Origin of the sequence: Stenotrophomonas sp. As-7 (assembly GCF_030291015.1) — a bacterium.
Lineage (GTDB): Bacteria > Pseudomonadota > Gammaproteobacteria > Xanthomonadales > Xanthomonadaceae > Stenotrophomonas > Stenotrophomonas lactitubi.
The window spans coordinates 1,498,946-1,521,666 of the sequence record NZ_CP127405.1; the positions used below are offsets into that span (position 1 = coordinate 1,498,946).

Annotated in this window: 18 protein-coding genes; 9 read left to right on the forward strand and 9 right to left on the reverse strand. The window is 67.3% G+C overall.

The features are described from left to right. Positions 1-26: 26 nt before the first annotated feature. From QP457_RS07015 to QP457_RS07035, 5 genes are all read right to left on the reverse strand, one after another. Entirely contained in the window at positions 27-692 is a 666-nt protein-coding gene (locus QP457_RS07015; RefSeq protein ID WP_205404817.1) for a hypothetical protein, read from the reverse strand. Positions 693-1,015: 323 nt separating this feature from the next. Further along, complete coding sequence (locus QP457_RS07020; protein WP_205404816.1) at positions 1,016-2,179, reverse strand: HlyD family secretion protein; 1,164 nt, start codon at positions 2,177-2,179, stop codon at positions 1,016-1,018. Between the two features lie 10 nt (positions 2,180-2,189). After that, positions 2,190-3,863, reverse strand: coding sequence for an MFS transporter (locus QP457_RS07025; RefSeq protein WP_205404815.1), 1,674 nt, complete (start codon positions 3,861-3,863; stop codon positions 2,190-2,192). Beyond that, on the reverse strand, positions 3,863-4,429 hold the full coding sequence (locus tag QP457_RS07030) for a TetR/AcrR family transcriptional regulator (protein WP_025879336.1): 567 nt from the start codon (positions 4,427-4,429) through the stop codon (positions 3,863-3,865). Before QP457_RS07030 ends, QP457_RS07025 begins: the two co-directional genes overlap by 1 nt. A 243-nt stretch (positions 4,430-4,672) precedes the next feature. Further along, positions 4,673-6,871 carry a TonB-dependent receptor gene (locus QP457_RS07035; RefSeq protein WP_205404814.1) on the reverse strand — a complete coding sequence of 733 codons (2,199 nt, stop codon included), beginning with the start codon at positions 6,869-6,871 and terminating at the stop codon, positions 4,673-4,675. A gap of 133 nt (positions 6,872-7,004) precedes the next feature. On the opposite strand from QP457_RS07035, the gene QP457_RS07040 reads away from it, so the two are divergent. Both QP457_RS07040 and QP457_RS07045 read left to right on the forward strand, forming a co-directional pair. Further along, positions 7,005-7,418 (forward strand): MerC domain-containing protein, encoded by a 414-nt coding sequence (locus QP457_RS07040; RefSeq protein WP_205404813.1) that lies wholly within the window; start codon positions 7,005-7,007, stop codon positions 7,416-7,418. Between the two features lie 110 nt (positions 7,419-7,528). Continuing rightward, complete coding sequence (locus QP457_RS07045; protein WP_025879339.1) at positions 7,529-7,711, forward strand: 30S ribosomal protein THX; 183 nt, start codon at positions 7,529-7,531, stop codon at positions 7,709-7,711. A 129-nt stretch (positions 7,712-7,840) separates the two neighbouring features. Here QP457_RS07045 and QP457_RS07050 read toward each other — a convergent pair whose 3' ends face one another. From QP457_RS07050 to QP457_RS07060, 3 genes are all read right to left on the reverse strand, one after another. Then, on the reverse strand, positions 7,841-9,100 hold the full coding sequence (locus QP457_RS07050; RefSeq protein WP_205404812.1) for an ectonucleotide pyrophosphatase/phosphodiesterase: 1,260 nt from the start codon (positions 9,098-9,100) through the stop codon (positions 7,841-7,843). Positions 9,101-9,458: 358 nt separating this feature from the next. After that, complete coding sequence (locus QP457_RS07055) at positions 9,459-9,950, reverse strand: methylated-DNA--[protein]-cysteine S-methyltransferase (protein ID WP_100551986.1); 492 nt, start codon at positions 9,948-9,950, stop codon at positions 9,459-9,461. Beyond that, positions 9,947-11,425: a DNA-3-methyladenine glycosylase 2 gene (locus QP457_RS07060; RefSeq protein WP_205404811.1), complete on the reverse strand. Its 1,479-nt coding sequence runs from the start codon at positions 11,423-11,425 to the stop codon at positions 9,947-9,949. The genes QP457_RS07055 and QP457_RS07060 overlap by 4 nt, the downstream gene beginning before the upstream one ends. Before the next feature lie 474 nt (positions 11,426-11,899). Here QP457_RS07060 and QP457_RS07065 point away from each other — a divergent pair, with 474 nt between their 5' ends. The 4 genes from QP457_RS07065 to ubiM all read left to right on the forward strand — a co-directional run bounded on the left by QP457_RS07065 (position 11,900) and on the right by ubiM (position 15,328). Beyond that, positions 11,900-13,063, forward strand: a complete 1,164-nt coding sequence (locus QP457_RS07065) for a hypothetical protein (RefSeq protein WP_191077521.1) — start codon at positions 11,900-11,902, stop codon at positions 13,061-13,063. A 58-nt stretch (positions 13,064-13,121) separates the two neighbouring features. Continuing rightward, entirely contained in the window at positions 13,122-13,667 is a 546-nt protein-coding gene (locus QP457_RS07070; RefSeq protein ID WP_180164117.1) for a DUF4019 domain-containing protein, read from the forward strand. Positions 13,668-13,679: 12 nt separating this feature from the next. Further along, positions 13,680-14,069: an MAPEG family protein gene (locus QP457_RS07075; protein WP_205404810.1), complete on the forward strand. Its 390-nt coding sequence runs from the start codon at positions 13,680-13,682 to the stop codon at positions 14,067-14,069. Positions 14,070-14,149: 80 nt separating this feature from the next. Continuing rightward, complete coding sequence (gene ubiM / locus QP457_RS07080) at positions 14,150-15,328, forward strand: 5-demethoxyubiquinol-8 5-hydroxylase UbiM (RefSeq protein ID WP_205404809.1); 1,179 nt, start codon at positions 14,150-14,152, stop codon at positions 15,326-15,328. Between the two features lie 15 nt (positions 15,329-15,343). Here the strand turns inward: ubiM and QP457_RS07085 are convergent, their stop codons facing one another. After that, positions 15,344-15,565, reverse strand: a complete 222-nt coding sequence (locus QP457_RS07085) for an RNA-binding S4 domain-containing protein (protein ID WP_089239773.1) — start codon at positions 15,563-15,565, stop codon at positions 15,344-15,346. Positions 15,566-15,834: 269 nt separating this feature from the next. Between QP457_RS07085 and QP457_RS07090 the strand changes: the two genes are divergently transcribed. The 3 genes from QP457_RS07090 to QP457_RS07100 all read left to right on the forward strand — a co-directional run bounded on the left by QP457_RS07090 (position 15,835) and on the right by QP457_RS07100 (position 22,698). Next, on the forward strand, positions 15,835-17,763 hold the full coding sequence (locus QP457_RS07090) for a DEAD/DEAH box helicase (protein WP_205404808.1): 1,929 nt from the start codon (positions 15,835-15,837) through the stop codon (positions 17,761-17,763). 189 nt (positions 17,764-17,952) lie between these two features. Continuing rightward, positions 17,953-20,376, forward strand: a complete 2,424-nt coding sequence (locus QP457_RS07095; RefSeq protein ID WP_205404807.1) for an EAL domain-containing protein — start codon at positions 17,953-17,955, stop codon at positions 20,374-20,376. A 657-nt stretch (positions 20,377-21,033) separates the two neighbouring features. Then, entirely contained in the window at positions 21,034-22,698 is a 1,665-nt protein-coding gene (locus QP457_RS07100) for a diguanylate cyclase (RefSeq protein WP_205404031.1), read from the forward strand. The last annotated feature ends 23 nt before the right edge of the window (positions 22,699-22,721 follow it).

The following is a 22,721-nucleotide window of genomic DNA, read 5'->3' on the forward strand; positions in this document are numbered from 1 at the left end:
CAGTGGCAAAGGGATCTGACCCCATCTCACAGATGCCTGCGCAGATGCTTCAGCACTGCCTTGCGTGCGGCGATCAACTCCGCATCCTCCAGCACCAGTGACTGCACCCAGTCCAACGCCTCGGCAACGCGTGCGCCGCGCGCGGCATACAGCGCCATGCACTGGCGTTGCGGCGTCGGCGCTTGGCCCCACGCGCGCTGCACACGCTGCAGCAACGTCTGTTGGATATCCGTAGACACCGCCACACCCTTGTCGAACGACAGCAGCACGTTCAGCGCAGCCAACGCCCGCCAAGGAGCTGACGTGGGATCATCCTGGCTGAAATCGGCCTGTCCGCAGAACGCCAGCAGGGCGGCAACCGAAGCCTCGCTGCGCACCTCTTCCAGCACCCCGATCGCGTAGTTCGCCATGCGCGGCTGATCCAGCAGCGGCAACATCGCCGCCACGCCGCCGCACCCGAACGCAGCACAGGCCTTTGCCCACGGCGCCATCGGCGCGAAATGCGTGCCATCGCCGTTGTACTGGAACTCCTCGCGCCAGCCATGCAGCGCGCACAGACGTTCAATCTCGGCTGCACCTTCGGCACCATGCTCCAGCACGAAGCCGATCAGGTCTTCCACCTCGACCGCACCGCCATGCTCCAGTGGCGCAGAACCCTTGGCCGCCTTGCGGGCCAGTGCGTTGAATTTCATCGTTGTCGTCTGTTCCTGCAGCAAAGCAGTCGAGCATGGCTCAACACTACAAAAAAGCGGAGCCGCGCGCTTTCGCTTTTGATTTTCATCCTTTGATTCACGTGGCTGACGCGCACGGAACCTGTCCGTGGCCGGGTGGGTGGGGTAGGCGGGACCGCAGGCGCCATGGATGGCGCCTACGAGCCCCCAGGGATGGGTTCACGGCGTGTCCCGCCTGCCTCACCCACCCGGCCAATCCCACCAATCCAACCGCAACGATCAGCCACGAGGGGCTCCGCCGTTTGCTGCCTTCGACGAAGCCGCGCAGTCAAGCAGGCCAGCGTTTAGTCCATCGGCTTCGTCGCAGTATCCACCCGCACGATCACCGACATGCCCGGCCGCAACCGCGCCGCCAGTTCTTGCTCCCCGTTGATCGAGATCCGCACCGGCAACCGCTGCACCACCTTGGTGAAATTGCCGCTGGCATTGTCCGGGCGCAGCACGCTGAACTCCGAGCCCGTGGCCGGCGCGATCTCTTCCACGCGGCCACGCAGCACCTGGCCCTGGAACGCATCCACCGAGAACGACGCCGGCTGCCCGATCGCCATCTTCCAGGTCTGGCCTTCCTTGTAGTTGGCCACCACCCACAATGCATCCGGCACCAGGAACAGCAGCTGCGAACCGGCCGCCACGTACTGGCCCACGCGCACGCTGGCCTCGCTGATCTGCCCATCGCGCGGTGCATGGATCACCGTATTGGCCAAGTCGATGCGCGCCAGTTCCAGCTGTGCCTGCGCACTTTCCACCTGTGCCTCCAGGCTCTTGCGCGAGACCTGGGTCGAAACCAGGGTCTCCTCGGCAATGCGGATCTGCGCCTGTGACTGCTGGACGCTGGCCTGTGCCGAGGCCTGGGTGGTGCGGAACTTGTCGCGGTCGTTGATCGATACCAGCTGCTGCGCCGCCAGTTCCTCGTAGCGCTTGGCTTCATTGCGCGAGCGCTGCAGCTCAGCCTGTCCCGCCGACAGCGTGGCCTGCGCCGAAGCGATCTGCGCGCGGTTCTGCGCCTGCGACTGGTCCGAATTGGCCAGCGCCGCGCGCGCGCTGTCCAGCGTTGCCTGTGCCTGCGCCACACGCTGCGCATAGATGCGGTCGTCGATGCGCAGCAGCGGCTCGCCCTGCTTCACGTGCTGGAAATCCTTCACCAGTACCTCGGTGACGTAGCCGTTCACCTGTGGCGCCATCACCGTGATCTGACCACGCACGTACGCGTTGTCGGTCACCATCACGCTGCTGGTGAACGGCCACAGATGCCAGGCGCGCAGGATCAGCGCGATGCCCAGCAACGCCACTACCACCATCACCACCACGCTGCGCGAACTCGGCTTGAGGTACTTCGGCGCGGCGGCGGGCGCGGCAGGCGTCGCCGCAGGCGCCGCATCGGTAGGCGGTGGCGGGGTGACGTTCTCGGCAGCGTCGGTGTCGTCTGGACGGGGCGGGACGGGAGGCATGGCAGTGAACTCAGCGCGGTGCCGCGGTCGCAGCCGCAGCGGGAGAGGAAGGATGGCGCTTGCGCCATTGTTTGCGCACGGCGGTACGCAGCGACAGCAGCAGCAACCAGCACAGGAAGCCGATTGCCAGCCAGCCGCTCAGGGTGAACACATCGTTGAAGCCACGCACGTTGGCTTCGCGGCGCGCGGTCTGCGCCAGCTGCGCGCTGCCCTGGGCGCTGCGCAGCACCGGGTCGGTGATCTGCGCGGCGTACAGCTGCTGCTGGAGGCGCAGGCGCTGCGCCACCACCGGGTCGGCGGGATCAAGCTGGCTGGTCAGGGCGCTGGAATACAGCTGCTCGCGATGCAGCTGGAACGTTCCCAGCACTGCCGAGCCGGCCAGTCCGCCCAGCGTCTGGGTGATCGACAAGGTCACCAGGAAGGTGATCATGTGGTCCACGCCTTGTTTCAGCGCGGCCGAAATGCCGAGCATGATCAGCGGGCCCATGAACATGCCGGCGCCCACCGAGGCCAGGAACTGGCTGACGTAGAAGTCGTGTGGTCGATCCAGGCTGGTGCGGTGCTGGTCGAAGAACGCGGCCGCGCCCAGCAGCAGGATCGCCATCAGCAGCTGCGCGATCAGCCGCTTCGGGCCGAAGGTGATCGCCGCGCCGGCGATGCCGGTGACCACGCCGGCCAGGATCACCACGAACAGCGGCCGCATCTGGTCCGGCCCCATGCCCAGGGTGCGCATCAGGTTGACCACGCCGTAGGATTGTTCGGTGGTCAGGAAGCGGATCAGGAAGGCGCCGACGATGAAGTGCATCACCGGCAGCGTCGACAGCCAACGGATCTGCAGCAGCGGATTGCGCCGGTAGTGTTCGATGATCAGCGCGGTGGTGGTCAGCGCGATGGAGGCGATCAGCGCCCAGCCCAGCCACGGCGTGTTCAACCACCAGCGCGTGTAGCCCTGCGCGAGCACGATCACCAGCAGGGCGACGGCGGGCGCGAGCAGGGCGAAGGTGAGGAAGTCCAGCGGTTCGAAGGCCTTGACCTGGATGCCGGGCGGCAGCTTCAGCACCACCACGGCGGCAAACGCGCACAGTGCCAGCCCTGCTTCGAACGAATACAGCTGGTGCCATTGACCGGTATCGACCAGGCCCGGCGAGACGATCCAGGCAATCGGCACCGCCAACTGCGACAGGCCGACGCCGACCACCAGCAGGTTGCCGGTGAAACGGCGCGGCAGTGCCTGCAGCATGTACAGCGTACCCAGCGTCGAACAGGCAGCACCGGCGAAACCGCTGGCGGCGCGGGTCAGCATGGTGGTCTCGAAACTGCCGACGAACAGGTGCAGCACCGCCAGCGCCGCATACAGCCCCAGGCCGATCTCGGCGAACAGGCGGATGCCGTACTGCTGGCGGAACTTGAAGGCCAGCAGGTTGGCAGTCACGTTCACCATGGCGTAGGCGGCGACCAGCCAGCTGCCCTGGGTGGGCGTGAGTGACAGTTGCCCCTGCAGGAAAGGCAGGTTGGCCGTTACCAGCGCGTTGCCAAGGCCGCCGGTGATGGCCACCAGCAGCGACACCAGCGCATAGGCTGCACGCCGATAGGGCGGGTGCCACGGCATCGACGCCGAACCGGGCATGGTCGGCTTCTCGTGCTCCTCCCAATCCGGCACCGGCTTGAGGTACGGCTGCACCATCAGCGTTCCCCGCTGGCTGCTCCCTGGAGTCCCCCGCGCAGCAGCTGCAGGGCACGCCCAGCCAACTGGGCGCGCTCATCGCGGGTCTTGCCGCGCAGGGCCGCACCCAGCATGCCCGAGATCAGTGAAATATCCGTCTTCTCCAGGTCGGGCCGGCACAGGCCAGCGGCCTTGGCGCGGGCGATGGGCGCTTCCAGCAGGTCGCGCACGGTCTCGCGTGCGGTGCGCATGGCCGGAACATCCGAATCCACCGCGCGCCAGTAGTCGGCCAGCGCAGGAGAATCGACGATGCGCTGGGCCATGCCTTCGAACACCTCGAACAGGGCGTCGTCGCGGTCGCCAAGCTGCTCGACCTGGCGGCGGATGCGGTCGACCGTGCGCTGCAGCAGCGCTTGGATCAGCGCGGTCCGGTCGGGGAAATTGCGGTACAGGGTGGCGCGGCCGACTTCGGCACGCTCGACCACCAGGTCCAGCGGCGCGGTAACGCCATGTTGGCCGAACACATGGTCGGCGGCATCGAGGATGAGGGCTCGGCGGGCAGCAGCATCGGCACGTTGGGTGGTCATGGCTTCATTTTCGGACAAACATGTCCGGATGGCGAGAGACGAATGGCGACGGGATTGTCCGCTTGTTGTCGTACGCACATCTTTGTGACGCCCGCGTGAGGGGTAACTGGGATGACCAAAAAAACGGGGGGCCAACTTGGGCCCCCCGGGAGAGAACGACAGCACGTAGCCATCAAAGTCGGTAGATCCACGCCATGCGTGGATGCGCTTATCAGTAGATCCACGCCATGCGTGGATGCCCCATCAGAAGAACGCGCGGATCCCGAAGGCGACACCACGACCCGGCAGCGGCGAGTAATCCTTCAGCAGCGAGGTGTGCGGACGCACTTCGCGGTTGGTCAGGTTGCTGCCGTCCAGGAACAGCTCGTAGCTGTTGCTGTCGCTGCGGTCCCAGCGGTAGGCCAGGTGCGCATCGACCAGGGTGTAGCCGTTGCTCGGCGCCTCGTTCTGCGCAACGTCTTTCTGCCGGCTGTAACGCACCGCGCCCACCGAGGCACGCCAGCCATCCTTCGCCCAGCGCAGGTCGGCGCCGACACGGGCCGGTGCGATGCGCGGCAGGTAACCGGTGTTGGCCAGTTCCACGCTGTAGTTGTGGTTGTGGTCACCGTGCGGCACGGCGATGTCGAGGGTGCGGCTGCCGTTGCCGTCCAGCTTGGCCTGCACGTAGTCGCCGAATACGCGCAGGTCCCAATCGCCGGCACCGCCTTCGAACAGGTGCACCAGCGCTTCGGCCTCGGCGCCCTTGAACACCGCGTCCTGCTGGGTCCAGGCACGCACCGGCAGGCTCTCGGTCACGCCGGTGTCAGCCAGGTAGATGAAGTCCTTGAACTTGGTCTGATAGATCGCGGCGGAGAAATCGAGGCGCTCGCTGTGGGTGTGGATGCCCAGCTCGATGCGCTGGCCGCGCTCGGTCTTCAGGTTGGCATCGCCGATTTCCAGCGAGCGGGTGGCGATGTGTGCACCGGCGGCGTACAGCTCTTCATTGGTCGGCGCGCGCTCGGAGCTGTCCACGCCGATGCGCAGGTCGACGGCATCGTTGAGCTTCCAGATGCCGGCGGCCGACAGGTTGGTCGCATCGAACTTGCGGCGCTGGTAGTCGCCGGTCGGGTCCAGCTTGACCTGGTCGTGGCGGCCGCCCAGTTCCAGCTTGAACGGACCGAACTGCTTTTCCTGCAGCACGAACACGCCGATGTTCTTCGTGCCGGTATCCGGCACGAAGGCTTCTTCGCCCTTCGCGCCGAAATCGCTGTTGCCGACCTGCAGGCCGAAGGCGCCGTCCCAGCCGCCGATCTGCTGCTGCACTGCTTCCAGGCGGCCTTCGATGCCGCGGTTGGTGAAGCGGGTGGACGGCGTGCCGGCTTCCAGTTCCACGTGCTCGTAGTCGGTGTAGGCCACACGCGCGTTGATGTTCTTCAGGAACGACACCGGGTTGTAGATGCCGGCCTTGGTCTCGAAGCGGTTCTGCACCATGTCGATGCGCACGTCATGCTCTTCACCTTCCTCCTCCTCGCCATGGTCGTGGTCGTGACCATGGTCGTGGTCATCGCCGTCGGCATGCACGTGGGCGCCGTTGGGAATGCCGTAGTTGGTGCGGTAGGTGCTGGCCGAGACGCCGAAGTAGCCGCCTTCACCCAGCCAGGTGGCGCCGACGCCGCCGGCGCGGGTGCGGATGGAGCTGTTGTCCAGGCGGCCGCGACGCGGCTCTTCGCCTTCCTCGCCTGCGTGGTCGTGGTCATCGTGGTGGTCTTCCAGGCCGTCGATCACCGCGTAGCCGGGAATGCGGAAATCGTCGCCATTGCGCACCAGGCCATCCACGTGCAGCACGACATTGCCGCTCACGCCGTCAAGGCGGAACATGCCGCTGCGCTCGTCGTTGACCGAGTTGCCGCGCAGTTCGGCGCGGCCGCTGAGCGGACGGTCCGGCAGTTCGCGCGCGATGCGGCCATCGACCACGTTCACCGCGCCGCCGATCGCGCCGCTGCCGAACAGCAGGGTCGCAGGGCCCTTCAGCACTTCGATCTGGTCGGCCAGGAACGGCTCGATGCTGGTGGCGTGGTCGGCGCTGACGGTGGAGGCGTCCATGTTGCCCATGCCGTTGGACAGCACGGCCACGCGCGGCCCTTCCTGGCCGCGGATGATCGGGCGGCCGACGCCGGGACCGAAGAAGGTGCTCTGCACGCCGGGCAGCTTGGCCACGGTGTCGCCGAGGGTGCCGGCTTTCTGCTCGTCCAGGCGCTCACCGGCCAGCACTTCAACCGGACGTGCCAGCGATTCGGCATCACCCTGCAGCGGCGACGCCGTGACCTGCACCGAGGACAGCTCGGTCAGGTGGCGGTCACGATGCGAATCATCGTCGGAGGCCGCAAAGGCGACGGACGGCAGCAGCGCAGCGAGCGCCAGGGCCAGGGAATGCGGCTTGAAACGAGGGGGGTGGGAGGGCATGGGCGGTCCTTTGTTACATTGTATCAATAGGGTGGCGCACGAATCCCGTCGGCGGGACAGGGGGAGCGGAACCGTGCGGGTCGGGAAACGATGTTATATTATTCCATAACGATTCGCCGCCCTGCTGGAAGTCATGCCTTTGCCCTCACGCCTGCGCCACCTGCTCGATCGCTTCGGCGCCACCGGTTCGATGCTGTGCGCGGTGCATTGCGCGGTGATTCCGCTGCTGCTGGCAGCGGCGCCCTCGCTGGGCCTGTCTTTCTGGCTCAGTGATGGCGTGGAAAAAGCGCTGGTGGTGTTCGTGACCCTGCTGGGCTTGTTCAGCCTGGTCTGGGGCTACCGGCGCCACGGCGCGCTGCGTGCGCTGGCGTTCCTGATTCCCGGACTGATCGCGTTGTGGGCCGGCGTGCTCTACGACCCGCTGCACCACAACGCGGTGCCGCACGCGGTGGTGATGACCCTGGGCGGGCTGCTGGTCGGCATCGCGCACCTGGTCAACCTGCGCCTGAACCACGGCCACGTACATGACGCCAGCTGCGCGCACTAGGTGCTCCGTGGTAGGCTTTCCGATCGTGCGCGGGGGCGCCCAGCAAGGCGGCCCCGCCGAACCCGTGTCAGTACGGGGTAACCAGATTTCACATTTGAGGAGTTGAAGACATGGGTAAGGGTGACCGCAAGACCGCCAAGGGCAAGCGCTACAACGCCAGCTACGGCAACGCCCGTTCGCACACCGCGAGCAAGGTCGCCGTAGGCGCCGCTGCCCCGGTTGCCAAGAAGACCGTGGCCAAGGCTCCGGCGAAGAAGGCTGTGGCCAAGAAGGCAGTGGCCAAGGCCGGCTGATCCGCCGACCGACCGGTCCAAAGAAAACGCGGCGCTCGGCGCCGCGTTTTTTTTGCCCATTTTTGTAGAGCCGAGCCCATGCTCGGCTGGCGCAATGCAGCCGAGCGTGGGCTCGGCTCTACAACGTATTCAACGCAGGGTCTGCTTCAGCGCTTCCGGATTGCCATCGTTCGGCGCTTCCGGCACCTGCAGCAGGTGCGCCAGCAGCGGATAGAGGTCGACGTTGTCGAAACCGTCGATCACCATGCCTTGCTGGAATGAAGGGCCACGGGCCACGAACACTGCGCGCATCGACGGCAACGCGTTGTCGTAGCCATGCGAGCCGCGATCTGCGTGCTCGCGCTTGGCGATCTTTTCGCGCGTTAGTGCGTCCCAGCCCTCATCCATCTGGCAGACGATTGCCGGCACGCGCGGATGGCTGCCGTAGTGCCAGCGCGCCGGCAGGTTTTCCTTCTTCCAGCATTCGTAGTGGGCATGACGGCCGAGCAGGGCGCGCTCGGCCTCTGCCTCATGTCCCGCTACCGGCGCGAAGCCGACCGACTGGCCCGGGCTGACGTTGCGCGCGAGGGTGGGATCAACCATCGATTCGAGGGCGATCACCTGGCCCTCCGGCACCGACGCCATGCCATGGTCGGAGACCACGATCACGTTGGTGGTATCGGTCAGGCCGTGCTGCTGCAGGCCATCAAGCACCTGGCCGATGATCCGGTCGGCTTGCACGATGGCATCGGTGTACTGCCTGGAGTCCGGCCCAAAGTTGTGGCCGGCCTTGTCCACGTGCTCCATGTACAGCGTGGTCAGGCGCGGGGCATCGGCATCGGTCTGCGACAGCCAGTCGAGCACGGTCTGCGCGCGCTGTTCCAAGGGTTCCTTGGCGTTGTAGATGCGCCACTGGCTGGGCCGCGTGCCCTGGATCTCGGCTTCGCTGCCTGGCCATGACGTGGTGGCGGTGCGCGCACCGACTTTCTCGGCACCCACCCAGATCGGTTCGCCGCCCCACCATCCGCTGTTGGTCACCGCGGTGCGGTCGTGCAGCGCGAAGCGCCCCAGCGCAGCGTCGTCCATGCTGTTGTTGATGATGCCGTGGTGGTCCGGGCGCAGGCCGGTGACCAGCGTGTAGTGATTGGGGAAGGTGAGTGACGGATAGGAAGGCGTCATCCAGCGCGCACGCACACCACCGTCGATGATCCGCTGCAGGTTCGGGGTGAGACCGCGATCCAGCGCATCGGCGCGCAGGCCATCGATGGAGATCAGCAGCAGCTTCGGCGGCGTGGCCGGGGTCGAGTTCGTGCCGCTTGCCGCGGCGATGGTCGAAGGCGAAGGCGTGGTGGTGCAGGCGGCCAGGGGCAGCAGCAGCGCCAGCGTGCAGGTCAGGCGTACGGATGTCATCCGCCCATGATAATCCGCAGCGATGACGTGCCAAAGACACGTGGCGCCCTTGGGCGGCGCGTGTCCACGCATTCTTCCTGTTCCCCGCGCCTGTAGGCAGACAGATTGCGGATGCTTCCATCCACGCATGGCGTGGATCTACCGTCACCGGGAACCTGTCAGGGGTGGGATGGATCGGGTATGCAGGACCGTTGGCGCCATGGATGGCGCCATCGAGCCCCCACGGACGGGTTTACGGCGTGTCCTGCATACCCGATCCATCCCACCAACCCTCAGGCAATCCAGAGCCGGCTGTTGCTTCGGCGGTTGCTGTTGCTCCGGCCTCGGCGGGTGCAGGGCGCAGCCCTGCCTCCAACCCTCATGCAAACAACGGCGCCTGTCGCTGCTCCAGCCGCAGCAACGCCGCCTTGGTTTCAAGCCCGCCACCGAAGCCCGTCAACGTACCGTTGCTGCCGATCACGCGATGGCAGGGCAGCACGATCGGCAGCGGATTGCGGCCATTGGCTGCGCCGACCGCGCGGGTCGCGGTGGGCTGGCCCAGCTGCTGCGCCAGCTGCAGGTAGCTCCAGGTCTGGCCGAAGGGAATCAAGGCCAGCGCATGCCAGACGCGCAGCTGGAACGGCGTGCCATGCGGTGCCAGCACCAGGTCGAAATCGCTGCGCTCACCATGCAGGTACTGCAGCAGCTGTTCGCGTGCCTCCGGCAACGCGCCGGGCGCGTAATGCCAGTGCTCGCGGCCGCGCGCAGGATGGCGGTTTTCCGGGAACAGAACGTGGGCCAGGCCATTGTCATCCCCAGCGATGGTCAGTTCACCGATCGGTGTGTCGAAGCGATCGAACAACAGGTTCATGAGGGTTCTCCAACGAAAGTGCCGGACAGGTGCCACAGATGCAGCACGGCATAGGCGCGCCATGGGCGCCACGATTGCGAACGCGCTTCGGTGGCGCGTTCGCTGAGACGCTGGCCCTGTGCATGGCCCAGCACCTGCTGCAGCACCAGATCACCGGCGGGGAAGGCATCAGGCTGGCCGAGCCCGCGCAGGGCGATGTACTGCGCCGTCCATGGGCCGATGCCCGGCAGTGCCACGCAGCGGGCGACGAAATCCTCCAGTGCCTGGCCCGGCCCGAAGTCGAGCTGGCCGCTGGCGCAGGCCGCGGCGAGGGCGCGCACGGTGGCGGCGCGGCTGCGTGGCAGGCCGATCGATTCCAGTGGGGCTTCGGCAAGCACATCCGGCGCCGGAAATTGACGGTCGAATTCAGACGGCATGCCGGGCAGGTGCGCGCCGTAGGCGTCGACCAGCCGGCGTGCGAACGTGGTCGCCGCCGCCACGCTGACCTGCTGGCCCAGCACCGCGCGCACGCCCACCTCGAAGCCGTCCCAGCCGCCCGGTACGCGTAGGCCAGGGCGCTCGTCGATGCCGCGTCCCAGCAACGGTTCGTCGCCCAGTGCTGCGTGCACCTGCTGCAGGTCGGCATCCAGGTCGAACACCCGACGCACGCGGCGCACGATGTCCGGAATCAGGCGCGGGTCGACCGCGCCCAGTTGCAGGCGCAGCTCGGGCCGCTTCGGATCGGCGGTGACCCGCAGCAGGGTAGGGCGCTCGGCTGTGCCCAGTACGCGCTGATAACTGTCTTCACCGATCAGCTCGATGCCGGGCAGGCTGCGCTTGCGCAGGAATGCCAGCATCCGTGGGAAATCCAGCGGCGGTCGATAGCCCAGGCGCAATACCAGCCCGCCATCGTCGGCGGCCAGTGGATGGTGCTGGCGGCGCAGCACGGTAGGCGCCATGCCGCAGCCCTGCAGGAAGGCCGTATTGAAGCGGCGCAGGCTGTTGTAACCGGCGGCCAGTGCCACGTCGGTCACCGGCAGCGTGGTTTCGGTCAGCAGCTGCTTGGCCAGCAGCAGGCGATGGGTCGCGTGGATCTGCCCTGGCGTTGCGCCCAGCCGTTCGACGAACAGGCGTTGCAGTTGGCGTGCGCTGAGGCCGATCTTTCCTGCCAGGGCGGCCACCGGCTGGTCCTGCAGGAAGCCTGCATGGATCAGGGCCAGGGCACGCTGCACGGCCTGCCCGGCCAGTGCCTGTTGTGCCAGCGGGGCCAGTTCGGGGCGGCAGCGCAGGCAGGGACGATAGCCGGCCGAAGCGGCGGCAGCAGCCGTGGGGTAATAGGTGATGTTGCGCGGCTTCGGCGGCGGCGCCGGGCACACCGGGCGGCAGTAGATGCCGGTGCTGCGCACGGCGGTGAAAAACACGCCGTCGAAGCGCGCATCACGGGCCAGGCGGGCGCGGTCGCAGGCGGCTGTGTCGAGGGCGAGTGCGGTATCCATGGCGCCAGTCTAGGCGCCTCCGGGGGGCAGTACTCGCCATATTCGGACATGGATGCTGGGGGCGGTCGGCCGGGCTGCGCCCGGCACCCGCGGGGGCAACGGCGACGTCAACAGCAACAGCAACGTCAAAAACCTGCATTCCGTGGGATGGCGGGGTGCGTCCGGTTGCGGGGGACGCCGTAAACCCGTCCATGGGGGCTTGGCCGCGGCATCCATGCCGCGGACACCCCCGCAACCGGACCCACCCCGCCTTCGACAGTTGGCCGCGATCTGTTGGAACGGCGTTCTGTGCTGCTGGTAGGTGTCGACCTTGGTCGACGCGTAGATCCACGCCATGCGTGGATGGGAAGGTGCAAGACACTGGAACGGGAAATGACAGGGCATGAGGGTCAGAGGAGGTTCAGTGGCGCGCGCTGAATGCGCGCCATGGGCAGGTAGACTGTGGTTCTTACCTGTCCGAATTCCGGTTGCCCGATGTCCGCCAAACTCCGCTGGTTGCCCCTGTTGTGCCTGGCCCTGGCGGGCTGCAGTCAGTTGGAGAATCCCGGCAACGTTACTGCCGCCGACAAGGCCACGCGTGCCCCGGCCAGCGATGGCGAGAACATGGTGTCGATCAATGCTGCCGATGCGCCGCCGCCGCCGGCACAGGCACGCAGCAGTGCCGATCGGCCCTGGCCGCAGACCCAGCTGGACAATGGCAAGGCGTGGATCAGCTGCAGCACCGACTACGCCGGCGAAGGCGGCGATGGCCTCGAACTGGAAGGGCTGCAGCGCGAACAGCTGAAGCAGGCCTTGGCGCCGTGTGCCGAGCGTGGACTGCTGCGGGTGCGCTACAACGGCAAGATCAACCCCGGGTTTGCCGAGATGATGTGGCGGCTGGCCGTGGTGGCCGACGAGCTGCAGATCCACAAGCGCATCCTCGATCTGGATTCCAGTGGTGGCCAGGTGGAATCGGCCATCGTCGCCGGTGACAGCATCGGTGAATCCGGCTGGACCATCTGGGTGCGCGAAGGTTCGATCTGCCACAGCGCCTGCGTGTTCGTGCTGGCTGCCGGTGACAACCGCCTGTTGACCGGCAAGGTTGGCATCCACCGCATGATGCGCATCAGCTCCAAGGCCACCTCGCGCGCGGAACTCAACCGCGAGCTGCACGAGGTCTATGACAACGTGAAGGACTATCTGCAGCGCAATGGCGTGGCGGTGGGCGTGGCCGACCTGATGATGACCGTGCCCAACCGCAGCCTGCGCCTGCTGACGGCCGAAGAGCTTCGCCAGTACGGCCTGGACGGAACCAACGCGGTGCAGGATGACCTTGAGCGGATCAAGCAGATGCGCGCCTGCGGCGATGACTTCGTGCAACGCAAGGATGCGTTCCTGGTGGCCTTCGACCAGCAGTGCAAGCGCGATGGCGCTGACATGGAATCGATCAACAGCTGTGGCCAGTCGCTGAAACAGCGCTTCGGCTTCCCCGATCCGGTGTGCCCGGAGGAAAGCCCGCTGTCGGAGATCGACGTGGCCACGCTGCCGCCGGCACCGCCGGAGCAGCCGCCGGTGGCCGAGCAGCTGCCGGCGACATCGGCTGCACCGGCGGCGCAGGCCGACGCAGGCGCGGTGGAAGGCAGCGTCCAGGCGCGCTGACGGGCCACTCACCGCGCTGGCGTAGACTGCGGTTCTTTCCATCGAACCGGCGGTGTCCATGAAGCGCGTGCTCCTGCTGCTGTCCCTGTTGCCCCTGGCTGCACTGGCGCAAACGCCTGCACCGGCCACGCCCGCGCCGGCCCCGGCGCGCCCCGCGGCGAGCGCCCCGGCCGCCGCGAAACCGGCGACGGCTGCCACGCCGGTGCTGAGTGCTGCCCAGCAGGCACAGGTGCAGAAGCAGGACGCGGAAATGGGCAGCGCCGCATTGAAGGCCGCGCAACTGGTCGACGCCAATCGGGCCGGTGAGTTGTGGGACGGCGCCTCGGCCGTTGCCCGCCGCGCGGTGCCCAAGGCGGCCTTCGTCAGCCAGCTTGCGGCAGACCGCACGCGTCTGGGTGCGATGGCCGGCCGTGGCCAGCCGACCATCACCCGGGTCAAGTACGCTGCGGGCGCTGCCGTGCCTGAAGGCCTGTACATCAACGTCAGCTTCCCGACCCGTTTCGCCAACAGCGCACAGCCGGTCCGCGAGCTGGTGTCGTTCCGCTTCGACGAAGACCAGACCTGGCGCCTGGCCGGTTACAGCCTGCGCGCATCCAGCCCCTGACGGAGAACGACGATGGCCACCGAACTGACGATGCTGGCGTGGGCGATGCTGCTGGGTTTCGTCTACATCTTCGCCGCCTCTACCGTGGTCACCCGCGAGCGCGGGATGAAATGGAACGCCTCGGCACGCGACGACTCGTCCAAGCCGCTGAGTCCGCTGGCAGGGCGACTGCAACGGGCGCAATCCAACTTCTTCGAGACCTTCCCGTTCTTCGCCGCCGCTGCGATCGCGGTGGTGGTGGCCGGGCGTGGCAGCGATGCCACCGCCTTGGCCGCGCAGGTCTACTTCTGGGCGCGTGTGGCGTACCTGCCGTTGTATGCGGCCGGCATTCCCTATGTGCGCAGCCTGGTCTGGCTGGTGTCGATCCTGGCGATCCTGGCGCTGGTGTTCGCGCTGCTGTGAAGTACAGCTGATCCAGATCAAGGCCGGTCAGGCACGCGGCGCTATGCTGGCCGCGACTGGATCAACGGCAGGAGGCGCGCATGCGCAGGATGGACGTGGTGGTGGTCGGTGCCGGACCGGCCGGGCTGTGCTTTGCGCGCGCGCTGGCCGGCACTGGCCTGCAGGTGGGGCTGGTCGAGGCGCAGCCGCGCCAGGCCTTGGCCGAGGCCGCCTTCGATGGCCGTGAAATCGCCCTGACCCATGCGTCGCGGCAGAGCCTGGAACAACTGGGCCTGTGGCAACGCCTGCCCGAAGCCGAGATTGCCGAGCTGCGCGATGCGCGGGTGATGAACGGCGGGTCGCCATTCGCGCTGACCTTTGCCAGCAGCCAGATCGATGGCCAGCCGCTGGGCTGGCTGGTGCCCAATCATCTGATCCGCCGCGCGGCGTGGCAGGCGGTGCAGGGCCAGGACGGGCTGGAGCTGTTCGATGGTCGCAAGGTGCAGGCGGTGCGCGCCGACAGCCAGGGCCACGTGGTGCGCCTGGATGATGGCAGCGAACTGCACGCGCGCCTGCTGGTGTGCGCCGACAGCCGCTTCTCCGGCACCCGCCGCATGCTCGGCATCGGTGCGCAGATGCGTGACTTCGGCAAGTCGATGCTGGTGTGCCGCATGCAGGTCGAGCGCGATCATCACCACACGGCGTGGGAGTGGTTCGGCTATGGCCGCACCATGGCACTGCTGCCGCTCAACGAAGGCCAGGCATCGGCGGTGATCACCCTGCCGCCGCGGCAGATCGAAGAACTGCTGGCGATGGATGAGATCGCGTTCGGGGACGCCGTCAGCGGCTTCTTCGAACACCGTCTGGGACGCATGCAGCCGGTGGCGACGCCGCAGGCCTATCCCCTGGTCGGGGTATATGCGCAGCGCTTCGTCGGCGAACGTTCGGCGTTGATCGGTGACGCCGCGGTAGGCATGCATCCGGTCACCGCACATGGCTTCAACCTGGGCCTGGCCAGTGCGCAGCGGTTGGCGCAGGGCATCGCCGAGCAGCAGCGGCGCGGCGCGGACATCGCCGCCGCCGGCATGCTGGGCAGCTACCAGCGCGGGCATCGGCTGGCAGCGCGGCCGCTGTATGAAGCGACCAATGCGGTCGCCAGCCTGTATACCGATGACCGCCGGCCGGCGCGCCTGTTGCGCGCGGCGGGGTTGCGGGTAGCGCAGGGGGTGGCGCCGTTCCGGCAGCTGATTGCCGCGCACCTGACCCAGCGCGTGGCCTGACGGCCGCGCGGTGATTCAAACGGCGGCCAGCACCCGGATCTGGCTGTCGTTGAACTCGACCACCTGGCCTGCGCGGATCTTGCAGGCCTTGCGCAGCTCGACCTCGCCATCGACCAGCACCAGGCCTTCGCTGATGACCATCTTGGCTTCGCCACCGCTGGTGACCAGGTCGGCCAGCTTGAGCAACTGCTTGAGTTCGACGTAGTCGCCGTCGAGGTCGAATTCGAGGATCTGCATGGAACGGGGTTTCCTGGGGCAGGCGCTGCAGGACAGAGCCCGCAGCGGTAAAATGGGCGCCTATTGTGCGCCACGGCGGGCCGTAACGGCATGCCGATGGCTTCCTGTACACCATGTTCAGGAACAGTGCGGTATCATTCCGCTCTGAGCGAGTGAAACCTCAGCTTCAACCGAGCAGCGCCAGGGCACGCGATAAGAAGGGCGCCCAAAGCGCGGAATCCCCCTTTTTTTCGCCTGCCATGCTCGTGGCAGTGCCTTCGGAGTTCCCCATGTCCCAAGAAACCCAAGCGCAGCTGCAGTTCGCGCAGCTCGGCCTGTCCGATTCTGTCATGCAGGCTGTCACTGCCATCGGCTACGAAACGCCGTCGCCGATCCAGGCCGCCACCATCCCGGCGATGCTGGAAGGCCGCGACGTGCTGGGCCAGGCCCAGACCGGTACCGGCAAGACCGCAGCCTTCGCGCTGCCGGTGCTGTCCAACATCGACCTGCAGCAGATCAAGCCGCAGGCCCTGGTGCTGGCCCCGACCCGCGAGCTGGCCATCCAGGTTGCCGAGGCGTTCCAGTCCTATTCCTCGAAGATTCCCGGCTTCCGCGTGCTGCCGGTGTACGGCGGCCAGCCTTACGGCCAGCAGCTGACGGCCCTGCGCCGCGGCGTGCACATCGTGGTCGGTACCCCCGGCCGCGTCATCGACCATCTGAACCGCAGCACGCTGGACCTGTCCGAGCTGAAGACGCTGGTGCTGGACGAAGCCGATGAAATGCTGCGCATGGGCTTCATCGACGACGTCGAAGCGGTGCTGAAGAAGCTGCCGGAAAAGCGCCAGGTGGCGCTGTTCTCGGCCACCATGCCGCCGGCCATCCGTCGTATCGCGCAGACCTACCTGAAGGACCCGGTCGAGGTCACCATCGCGACCAAGACCACCACTTCGGCCAACATCCGCCAGCGCTACTGGTGGGTGAGCGGCATGCACAAGCTGGACGCGCTGACCCGCATCCTGGAAGTCGAGCCGTTCGACGCGATGATCGTCTTCGCGCGCACCAAGGCCGGCACCGAGGAACTGGCCAGCAAGCTGCAGGCCCGTGGCCTGGCCGCTGCCGCCATCAACGGTGACATGCAGCAGGCCCAGCGTGAGCGCACCATCGCCATGCTGAAGGAAGGCAAGCTGGACATCCTGGTCGCCACCGACGTGGCCGCCCGTGGCCTGGACGTGGAACGCATCAGCCACGTGCTGAACTACGACATCCCGTACGACACCGAAAGCTACGTGCACCGTATCGGCCGTACCGGCCGTGCCGGCCGCAGCGGTGAAGCGATCCTGTTCGCTACCCCGCGCGAGAAGGGCATGCTGCGCCAGATCGAGCGTGCGACCCGTCAGCCGATCGAAGAAATGCAGCTGCCGAGCGTGGAAGCGGTCAACGACAACCGCATCAACAAGTTCACCTCGCGCATCACCGAAACGCTGGGCCAGGGCGGCCTGGACTTCTACCGCCAGCTGCTGGAGCGTTTCGAATCCGAGCAGAACGTGCCGGCCATCGAAGTGGCCGCCGCACTGGCGAAGATGATGCAGGGTGATACCCCGTTCCTGCTGCAGCCGCCGGTGCGCGCACCGCGCGAAGAGCGCGCTCCGCGCGAGCGTTTCGAGCGCACTGAGCGCCCGGAACGTGGCGACCGCAACGAACGCGGCCCGCGCTTCGAGCGTGGTCCGCGTCGTGACGATGCCGAGGGTGGCTTCGAGCAGCGTCCGCGCCGTGACGTGCCGCCGCGCGGCGCGCCGGAGCAGGGCATGGAGACCTACCGCATCTCGGTCGGCCACCAGCACGGCGTGAAGCCGGCCAACATCGTCGGTGCCATCGCCAACGAAGCCGGCCTGGAAAGCCGCTTCATCGGTCGCATCGACATCCATGACGACTTCTCGCTGCTGGATCTGCCGGCACAGATGCCGTCGGACGTGCTGACCCACCTGCAGAAGGTGTGGGTGTCCGGCCAGCAGCTGCAGATGCGTCCGTTGGCCGCTGGTGAAGAGGTCAATCCGGCGCCGCGTCCGTTCAAGCCGCGCTTCGACAAGCGTGGTCCGGGCGGTCCGGGTGGCCCGAGTGCTCCGCGTCGCAGTGGTCCGGGTGGCCCTGGCGGCGACCGCGACAGCCGTCCGCCGCGTCGTGATGGCTTCAACAAGCCGCGCGGCCCGCGCAGCTTCTAAGCCGCGCAGAAGTAGATGAACAACGCCAGCCTTCGGGCTGGCGTTGTCGTTTGCAGGACGTCCAGGTCGGCCCGGCCACCGCTGCCGATCACCGGCCGGGCCCGGTTTCGCATGGCCCACACATCCTCGGTCCTAGGCTGGCCCGGTTCCGTAGGAGATTGTCACCGCAGCACATTCGGGGGATCCAGGATGGGTAGAAGTGGCATGGACCAACAGCGCCGACGGGTACCGATGACCCGCGGGCTGGGACTGCGATTTGCGCTGTTGACGGGCATGGCGATCGGACTGGTCGCGCTGTCGGCCGTGATCCAGGAGCTGCAGGCGGCATCGACCGCGTGGATCGCAGGGCAGGGCTACTGGTCGCGGGGGCAGCAGGACGCCACCGCAGCGCTCAGCCGTTACCTGGCGCGTGGGCACCTGCTGGATCTGCAGGATGCCCAACGGGCATTGCAGGTTCCGCTGGGTGACCTGCAGGCTCGCAAGGCGCTGGAGCAATCCGAACCGGACGAGGCGACAGCCCGGGCCGGTTTTTTGCGTGGGGGCAACGCCCGCGCCGACATTCCACGGCTGATCTTCTCGTTCCGTCATGCGCGCAATGTTGGTGCCTTCCGCGAGGCGACGTGGTTGTGGCGGCAGACCGACGCGGACCTGCTGGCCCTGCAGGCGTTGTCGGAGGAACTGCAACGCCGCCATGGCTCGGGACCGCTGGACGCGTCGACCGTGGATGACTACCTGCACCGGCTGCGTGGCATCGACCACCAGCTGCGCGCGCAGGCGCAGGCGTTCTCGCAGGCGCTGCTGCGCATGGCCCGCGCGGTGCGCATCGCAACCCTGGCCGTCGGCGGCCTGTCGGTCCTGTTGATCAGCCTGATGGCGGTGGCCCTGGCCCGCCGGGTCGGCAAGGACCTGACCGAGCACGAGAGCCGCTTCCGGGCGGCTTTCTATCAGGCCAACGTCGGCATGCTCAAGCTGGACGCCGCCGGCCGGGTGGTGGAGGCCAACCAGGCGATGGCCGACATCCTCGACCATCGCCGGGACGTGCTGCTGCAGATGTCGTTGACCGACCTGCTGATGGAAGGCGAGCTGGTCATCGATGGGGTGGGCCGTATCGACTGGGACCGCCAGCTGCGCCCGGGCGAACTGCGCTTCCGGCGTCGCGATGGCAGCCTGGTGTGGGGGCGTTGGAGTGGTACCGGTGTGCGCACCGCCGATGGCCGCCTGTCGGTGTTCGCCATCGTCGAGGATGTCAGCCAGAACCATGCCCTGGCGCGTGAGATCGAGCACCATGCCAGCCACGATCCCCTGACGGGCCTGATCAATCGCCGCGAGATCGAGCGCCTGCTGGAGAAGTCGCTGCTGCAGGTCCGCTCCGACGGTGGAACCCACGCACTGGGTTACATCAACCTGGACCACTTCAAGCTGATCAACGACAGCTTCGGCCACGCGGCCGGCGACCAGATGCTGCGCAGCTTCGCTGAGTACCTGGTCGGCGCGGTGCGTGATGGCGACTGGGTGGGCCGCCTGGGCGCGGATGAGTTCGCGGTGTTCCTCGCCCGCGCCAACCAGGATGAAGCCAAGCGCGTACTGCAGCGGTTGATCCGCAACCTGGGCCAGGCCACATTCCCGATCAGCGAAGGCAGTCCGCAGCTGAGCTGCAGCGTGGGCGTGGTCGAAGTGACGGCCGAGGCACCCGACGCGAACTGGTTGATGAGCGCCGCCGACAGTGCCTGCTATGCAGCCAAGCAGGCCGGCCGCAACCGCGTGCATTGCTTCAATGAAAATCGGCTGGCCCTGGAAGAACGGCGGTTGGAGGCCGAACGCCTGCAGCGGGTCAGCCGTGCCATGGCAGAGAACCGGATGCTGCTGTATGCGCAGCGCATCGCCAAGGTGGGCGATCCGTCCTACCTGCACTACGAAGTGCTGGTGCGCATGCGCGACAGCGATGGCGTGCTGCACCTGCCGGGCCAGTTCATGCCGGCGGTGGAGCGTTACGGCATGGCGGTGGTGCTGGACCGGCACGTGCTCGGCCTGCTGTTCCGCCACCTGCAGGTGTGCCCGGCGCACGTTCGTCAGCTTGGCCTGTGCAACGTCAATGTGTCGGCCCAGTCGATCGCCGAGCCAGGATTCCTGGCGTTCGTCTGCGACCTGCTGGAGCGCAATCGCGCGCTGGCGTCCAAGCTCTGCTTCGAGATCACCGAAACCGCGGCAATCGGCAACCTGAGCCAGGCACGTGCCTTCATCGACGCGGTCAAGGCGCGCGGATGCCGGGTGGCGCTGGATGATTTCGGCTCGGGCCTGTCCTCGTTCGGCTATCTGCGGCAGCTGCCGGCGGACATGCTGAAGATCGATGGTGCCTTCGTGCGTGACATGGATACCGATCCGGTCAGCCGTGCCAGCGTGCGTGCGATCAGCGAGCTGGGCCGCGAACTGCAGATGGAGGTGGTGGCCGAGTGGGTGGAGACCATTGAAGTGGCCGAGGCGCTGGCCGGGATGGGGGTGCAGGGCCTGCAGGGCTATGCCATTGAACGGCCGCAGCCACTGGAGCGGCTGACCCTGGCTGACCTGCGGCCGATGCGGTTGGCCGGCACGCAGGGGCCATCGGCTGCCGGCTGAAGATGCTGCGGCCGGGCTGCGCCCGGAACCCGCGGTAGTGCCGGCCGCTGGCCGGCAACCTCAACAGCAACAGCAACAGCGGGGTTCCGTGGGATGGCGGGGTGGGTCCGGTTGCGGGGGACGCCGTAAATACGTCCCTGTAGGCTTGGCCGCGGCATCCATGCCGCGGACACCCCCGCAACCGGACCCACCCCGCCTTCGACAGATCTCCGCATCTGTCGGAATGGCATGGCCTGCTCCTGGTGGGTGTCGACCTTGGTCGACACGTAGATCCACGCCATGCGTGGATGCTCTTCGTCCAATTATCGAAATATTCGATTTCGATGGAGTTTCATCCACGCATGACGGGGATCCAGCAGACGCCAGGACGCTGTCAGGGGTGGGGCGGTATGGGCAGGCAGGACCGTTGGCGCCATGGATGGCGCCATCGAGCCCCCATGGACGGGTTTACGGCGTGTCCTGCCTGCCCATACCGCCCCGCCCACCTCGGTAGCCGCTTTCGCTGTTGCCGTTGCTCCGGCCTCTGCGGGTGCCGGGCGGCAGCCCGGCCAACACCCCCACCACTTTGGTCTACACATCGGCGGTGCCTTCGACTGCGATAATGCCGCCAGGGGCGACGCGCAGTGGGCGCGGACGTAAGCAGTAACAGGACGTGGCGTGGGCGGCAGGCAGGTGCGTTTCGAAACAGGGGCGGTGCTTGTCCTGCTGCTGGTGTGGTTGGCGTTGCCGTGGCTGGGCCATGCGCGCAGCGTCGACGCCGGCCGCGATTATCTTCTGGTCGGCACCGCGACGGCCGAACCTACGCCCCATCGCGCCTGCACGCCGGCGATGCTGGCCGGGCCGCGCCAGCAGACACGGGTGAATGCACCGCCAGAAGGCTGGTCCGGTGAGCCGCAGGCGCTGGATGTCTTCAATGTCTTTGCCGGCGAAGTGCGGCTGCAGCACGGTGACCGCGAGATCTGCGGCAACATGCAGGACGCGCGCACCCGCGATTCGCGCTTCCGGGCGGGCATTGGCATGGTGGCGGTACCCGCTGCCGGCAGCCACGAACCCTTCCTGGTCTCCTGGCAGACGCCGCTGAAGGCACGCTGGGTGCCGACACTGCAACTGGGCGCGCCCAGCCCGGTACAGCAGAACGACACGGCCCGGCTGCTGGTGCGCGCCGCCTGCATCGCCGTGGCAATCGCGCTGGCGCTGTCGGCGCTGATGGCCTATCTGACCACCCGCGACCGTAGTTTCCTGATGTACATCGGTGCCACCCTGGTGCTGGTGCTGTGGCAGTCGATCCTCGGTGGTCTCAGCGGCTATCCCGAACCCTGGCTGCGCGTCGGCGGGCGCGGTGACTGGTGGCTGCTGGCGCTGACGGCAGCGACCCAGGCACTGGTGTTGCCGGCGATGTGGCGCCTGAACGGCGGTGACCGCGTACTGCCACGTTCGCGCGTGGCCCAGCAGCTGGTGTTGTGGTCCTTGCTGATGCTGGCGGCGGTGGTGCCGTGGTTGCAGCGCGATGGACTGGGCGTGGTCGCGCAGATCCTGCAGGGGACCTTCGTCGTCGGCTGCGCACTGTCGCTGGCGATGGGCATCTGGGCCCGGCTGCGCGGCGATGTCTGGTCGCTGGCAGGACTGGCTGCACTGGCGCCGATGCTGGTGCTGATCGTGGCCGACGCCGCCAGCGCGCACTGGCTGATGGAGTACCGGGTGGAGGCCCTGCAGCTGGCGGTCACCTGGCTGCTGATGATGGCGGCCTACGCGCTCAACCTGCGGCTGGGCCGGCTGCGCCAGCAGCGTGATGAAATGCGCCAGCTCGCCGAGACCGACATGCTGACCGGCCTGCCCAACCGCCGTGCCGGCCTGCACCAGCTGGCCCAGCATCTGCAGGGCGGCGAGCGTGAGAGGGGCCCGCTGGTGATCGGCTTCCTCGATATCGATCTGTTCAAGGACATCAATGATCGCCACGGCCATGAGGTCGGCGACCAGGTGCTGGTGGCCGTGGCGCGCGCGCTTCGCGCTGCGGTCCGCAGCGAGGACCAGGTGGTGCGGATGGGGGGCGAGGAGTTCCTGCTGCTGTTGCCGGGCATGCCGCGGGAGATCGCGGCCGCCCGCCTGGAACGCCTGCGCCAGCGCATCACCGAGACCTGCCGGGACCTGCAGGTGCCCGGCCTGGAGGTGACCGCGAGCATCGGCCTGGCACAGTGGCGGCCGGCCGAAGATGACCTGGCCGCGCTGCTGCGGCGCGCCGACCACGCCATGTACGTGGCCAAGCGCAGTGGCCGCAACCGGGTGTTCGATGGCGAGACCGAAGATCCATTGACCACGGCATGAGGCGGGAAGGGCGGCGATGCCGG

What these genes read in the sequence shown, in the direction of transcription:
- QP457_RS07015 (WP_205404817.1), bottom strand. Translation starts at nt 692, where the DNA reads ATGAAATTCAACGCACTGGCCCGCAAGGCGGCCAAGGGTTCTGCGCCA.
- QP457_RS07020 (WP_205404816.1), bottom strand. Translation starts at nt 2,179, where the DNA reads ATGCCTCCCGTCCCGCCCCGTCCAGACGACACCGACGCTGCCGAGAAC.
- QP457_RS07025 (WP_205404815.1), bottom strand. Translation starts at nt 3,863, where the DNA reads ATGGTGCAGCCGTACCTCAAGCCGGTGCCGGATTGGGAGGAGCACGAG.
- QP457_RS07030 (WP_025879336.1), bottom strand. Translation starts at nt 4,429, where the DNA reads ATGACCACCCAACGTGCCGATGCTGCTGCCCGCCGAGCCCTCATCCTC.
- QP457_RS07035 (WP_205404814.1), bottom strand. Translation starts at nt 6,871, where the DNA reads ATGCCCTCCCACCCCCCTCGTTTCAAGCCGCATTCCCTGGCCCTGGCG.
- QP457_RS07040 (WP_205404813.1), top strand. Translation starts at nt 7,005, where the DNA reads ATGCCTTTGCCCTCACGCCTGCGCCACCTGCTCGATCGCTTCGGCGCC.
- QP457_RS07045 (WP_025879339.1), top strand. Translation starts at nt 7,529, where the DNA reads ATGGGTAAGGGTGACCGCAAGACCGCCAAGGGCAAGCGCTACAACGCC.
- QP457_RS07050 (WP_205404812.1), bottom strand. Translation starts at nt 9,100, where the DNA reads ATGACATCCGTACGCCTGACCTGCACGCTGGCGCTGCTGCTGCCCCTG.
- QP457_RS07055 (WP_100551986.1), bottom strand. Translation starts at nt 9,950, where the DNA reads ATGAACCTGTTGTTCGATCGCTTCGACACACCGATCGGTGAACTGACC.
- QP457_RS07060 (WP_205404811.1), bottom strand. Translation starts at nt 11,425, where the DNA reads ATGGATACCGCACTCGCCCTCGACACAGCCGCCTGCGACCGCGCCCGC.
- QP457_RS07065 (WP_191077521.1), top strand. Translation starts at nt 11,900, where the DNA reads ATGTCCGCCAAACTCCGCTGGTTGCCCCTGTTGTGCCTGGCCCTGGCG.
- QP457_RS07070 (WP_180164117.1), top strand. Translation starts at nt 13,122, where the DNA reads ATGAAGCGCGTGCTCCTGCTGCTGTCCCTGTTGCCCCTGGCTGCACTG.
- QP457_RS07075 (WP_205404810.1), top strand. Translation starts at nt 13,680, where the DNA reads ATGGCCACCGAACTGACGATGCTGGCGTGGGCGATGCTGCTGGGTTTC.
- ubiM (WP_205404809.1), top strand. Translation starts at nt 14,150, where the DNA reads ATGCGCAGGATGGACGTGGTGGTGGTCGGTGCCGGACCGGCCGGGCTG.
- QP457_RS07085 (WP_089239773.1), bottom strand. Translation starts at nt 15,565, where the DNA reads ATGCAGATCCTCGAATTCGACCTCGACGGCGACTACGTCGAACTCAAG.
- QP457_RS07090 (WP_205404808.1), top strand. Translation starts at nt 15,835, where the DNA reads ATGTCCCAAGAAACCCAAGCGCAGCTGCAGTTCGCGCAGCTCGGCCTG.
- QP457_RS07095 (WP_205404807.1), top strand. Translation starts at nt 17,953, where the DNA reads ATGGGTAGAAGTGGCATGGACCAACAGCGCCGACGGGTACCGATGACC.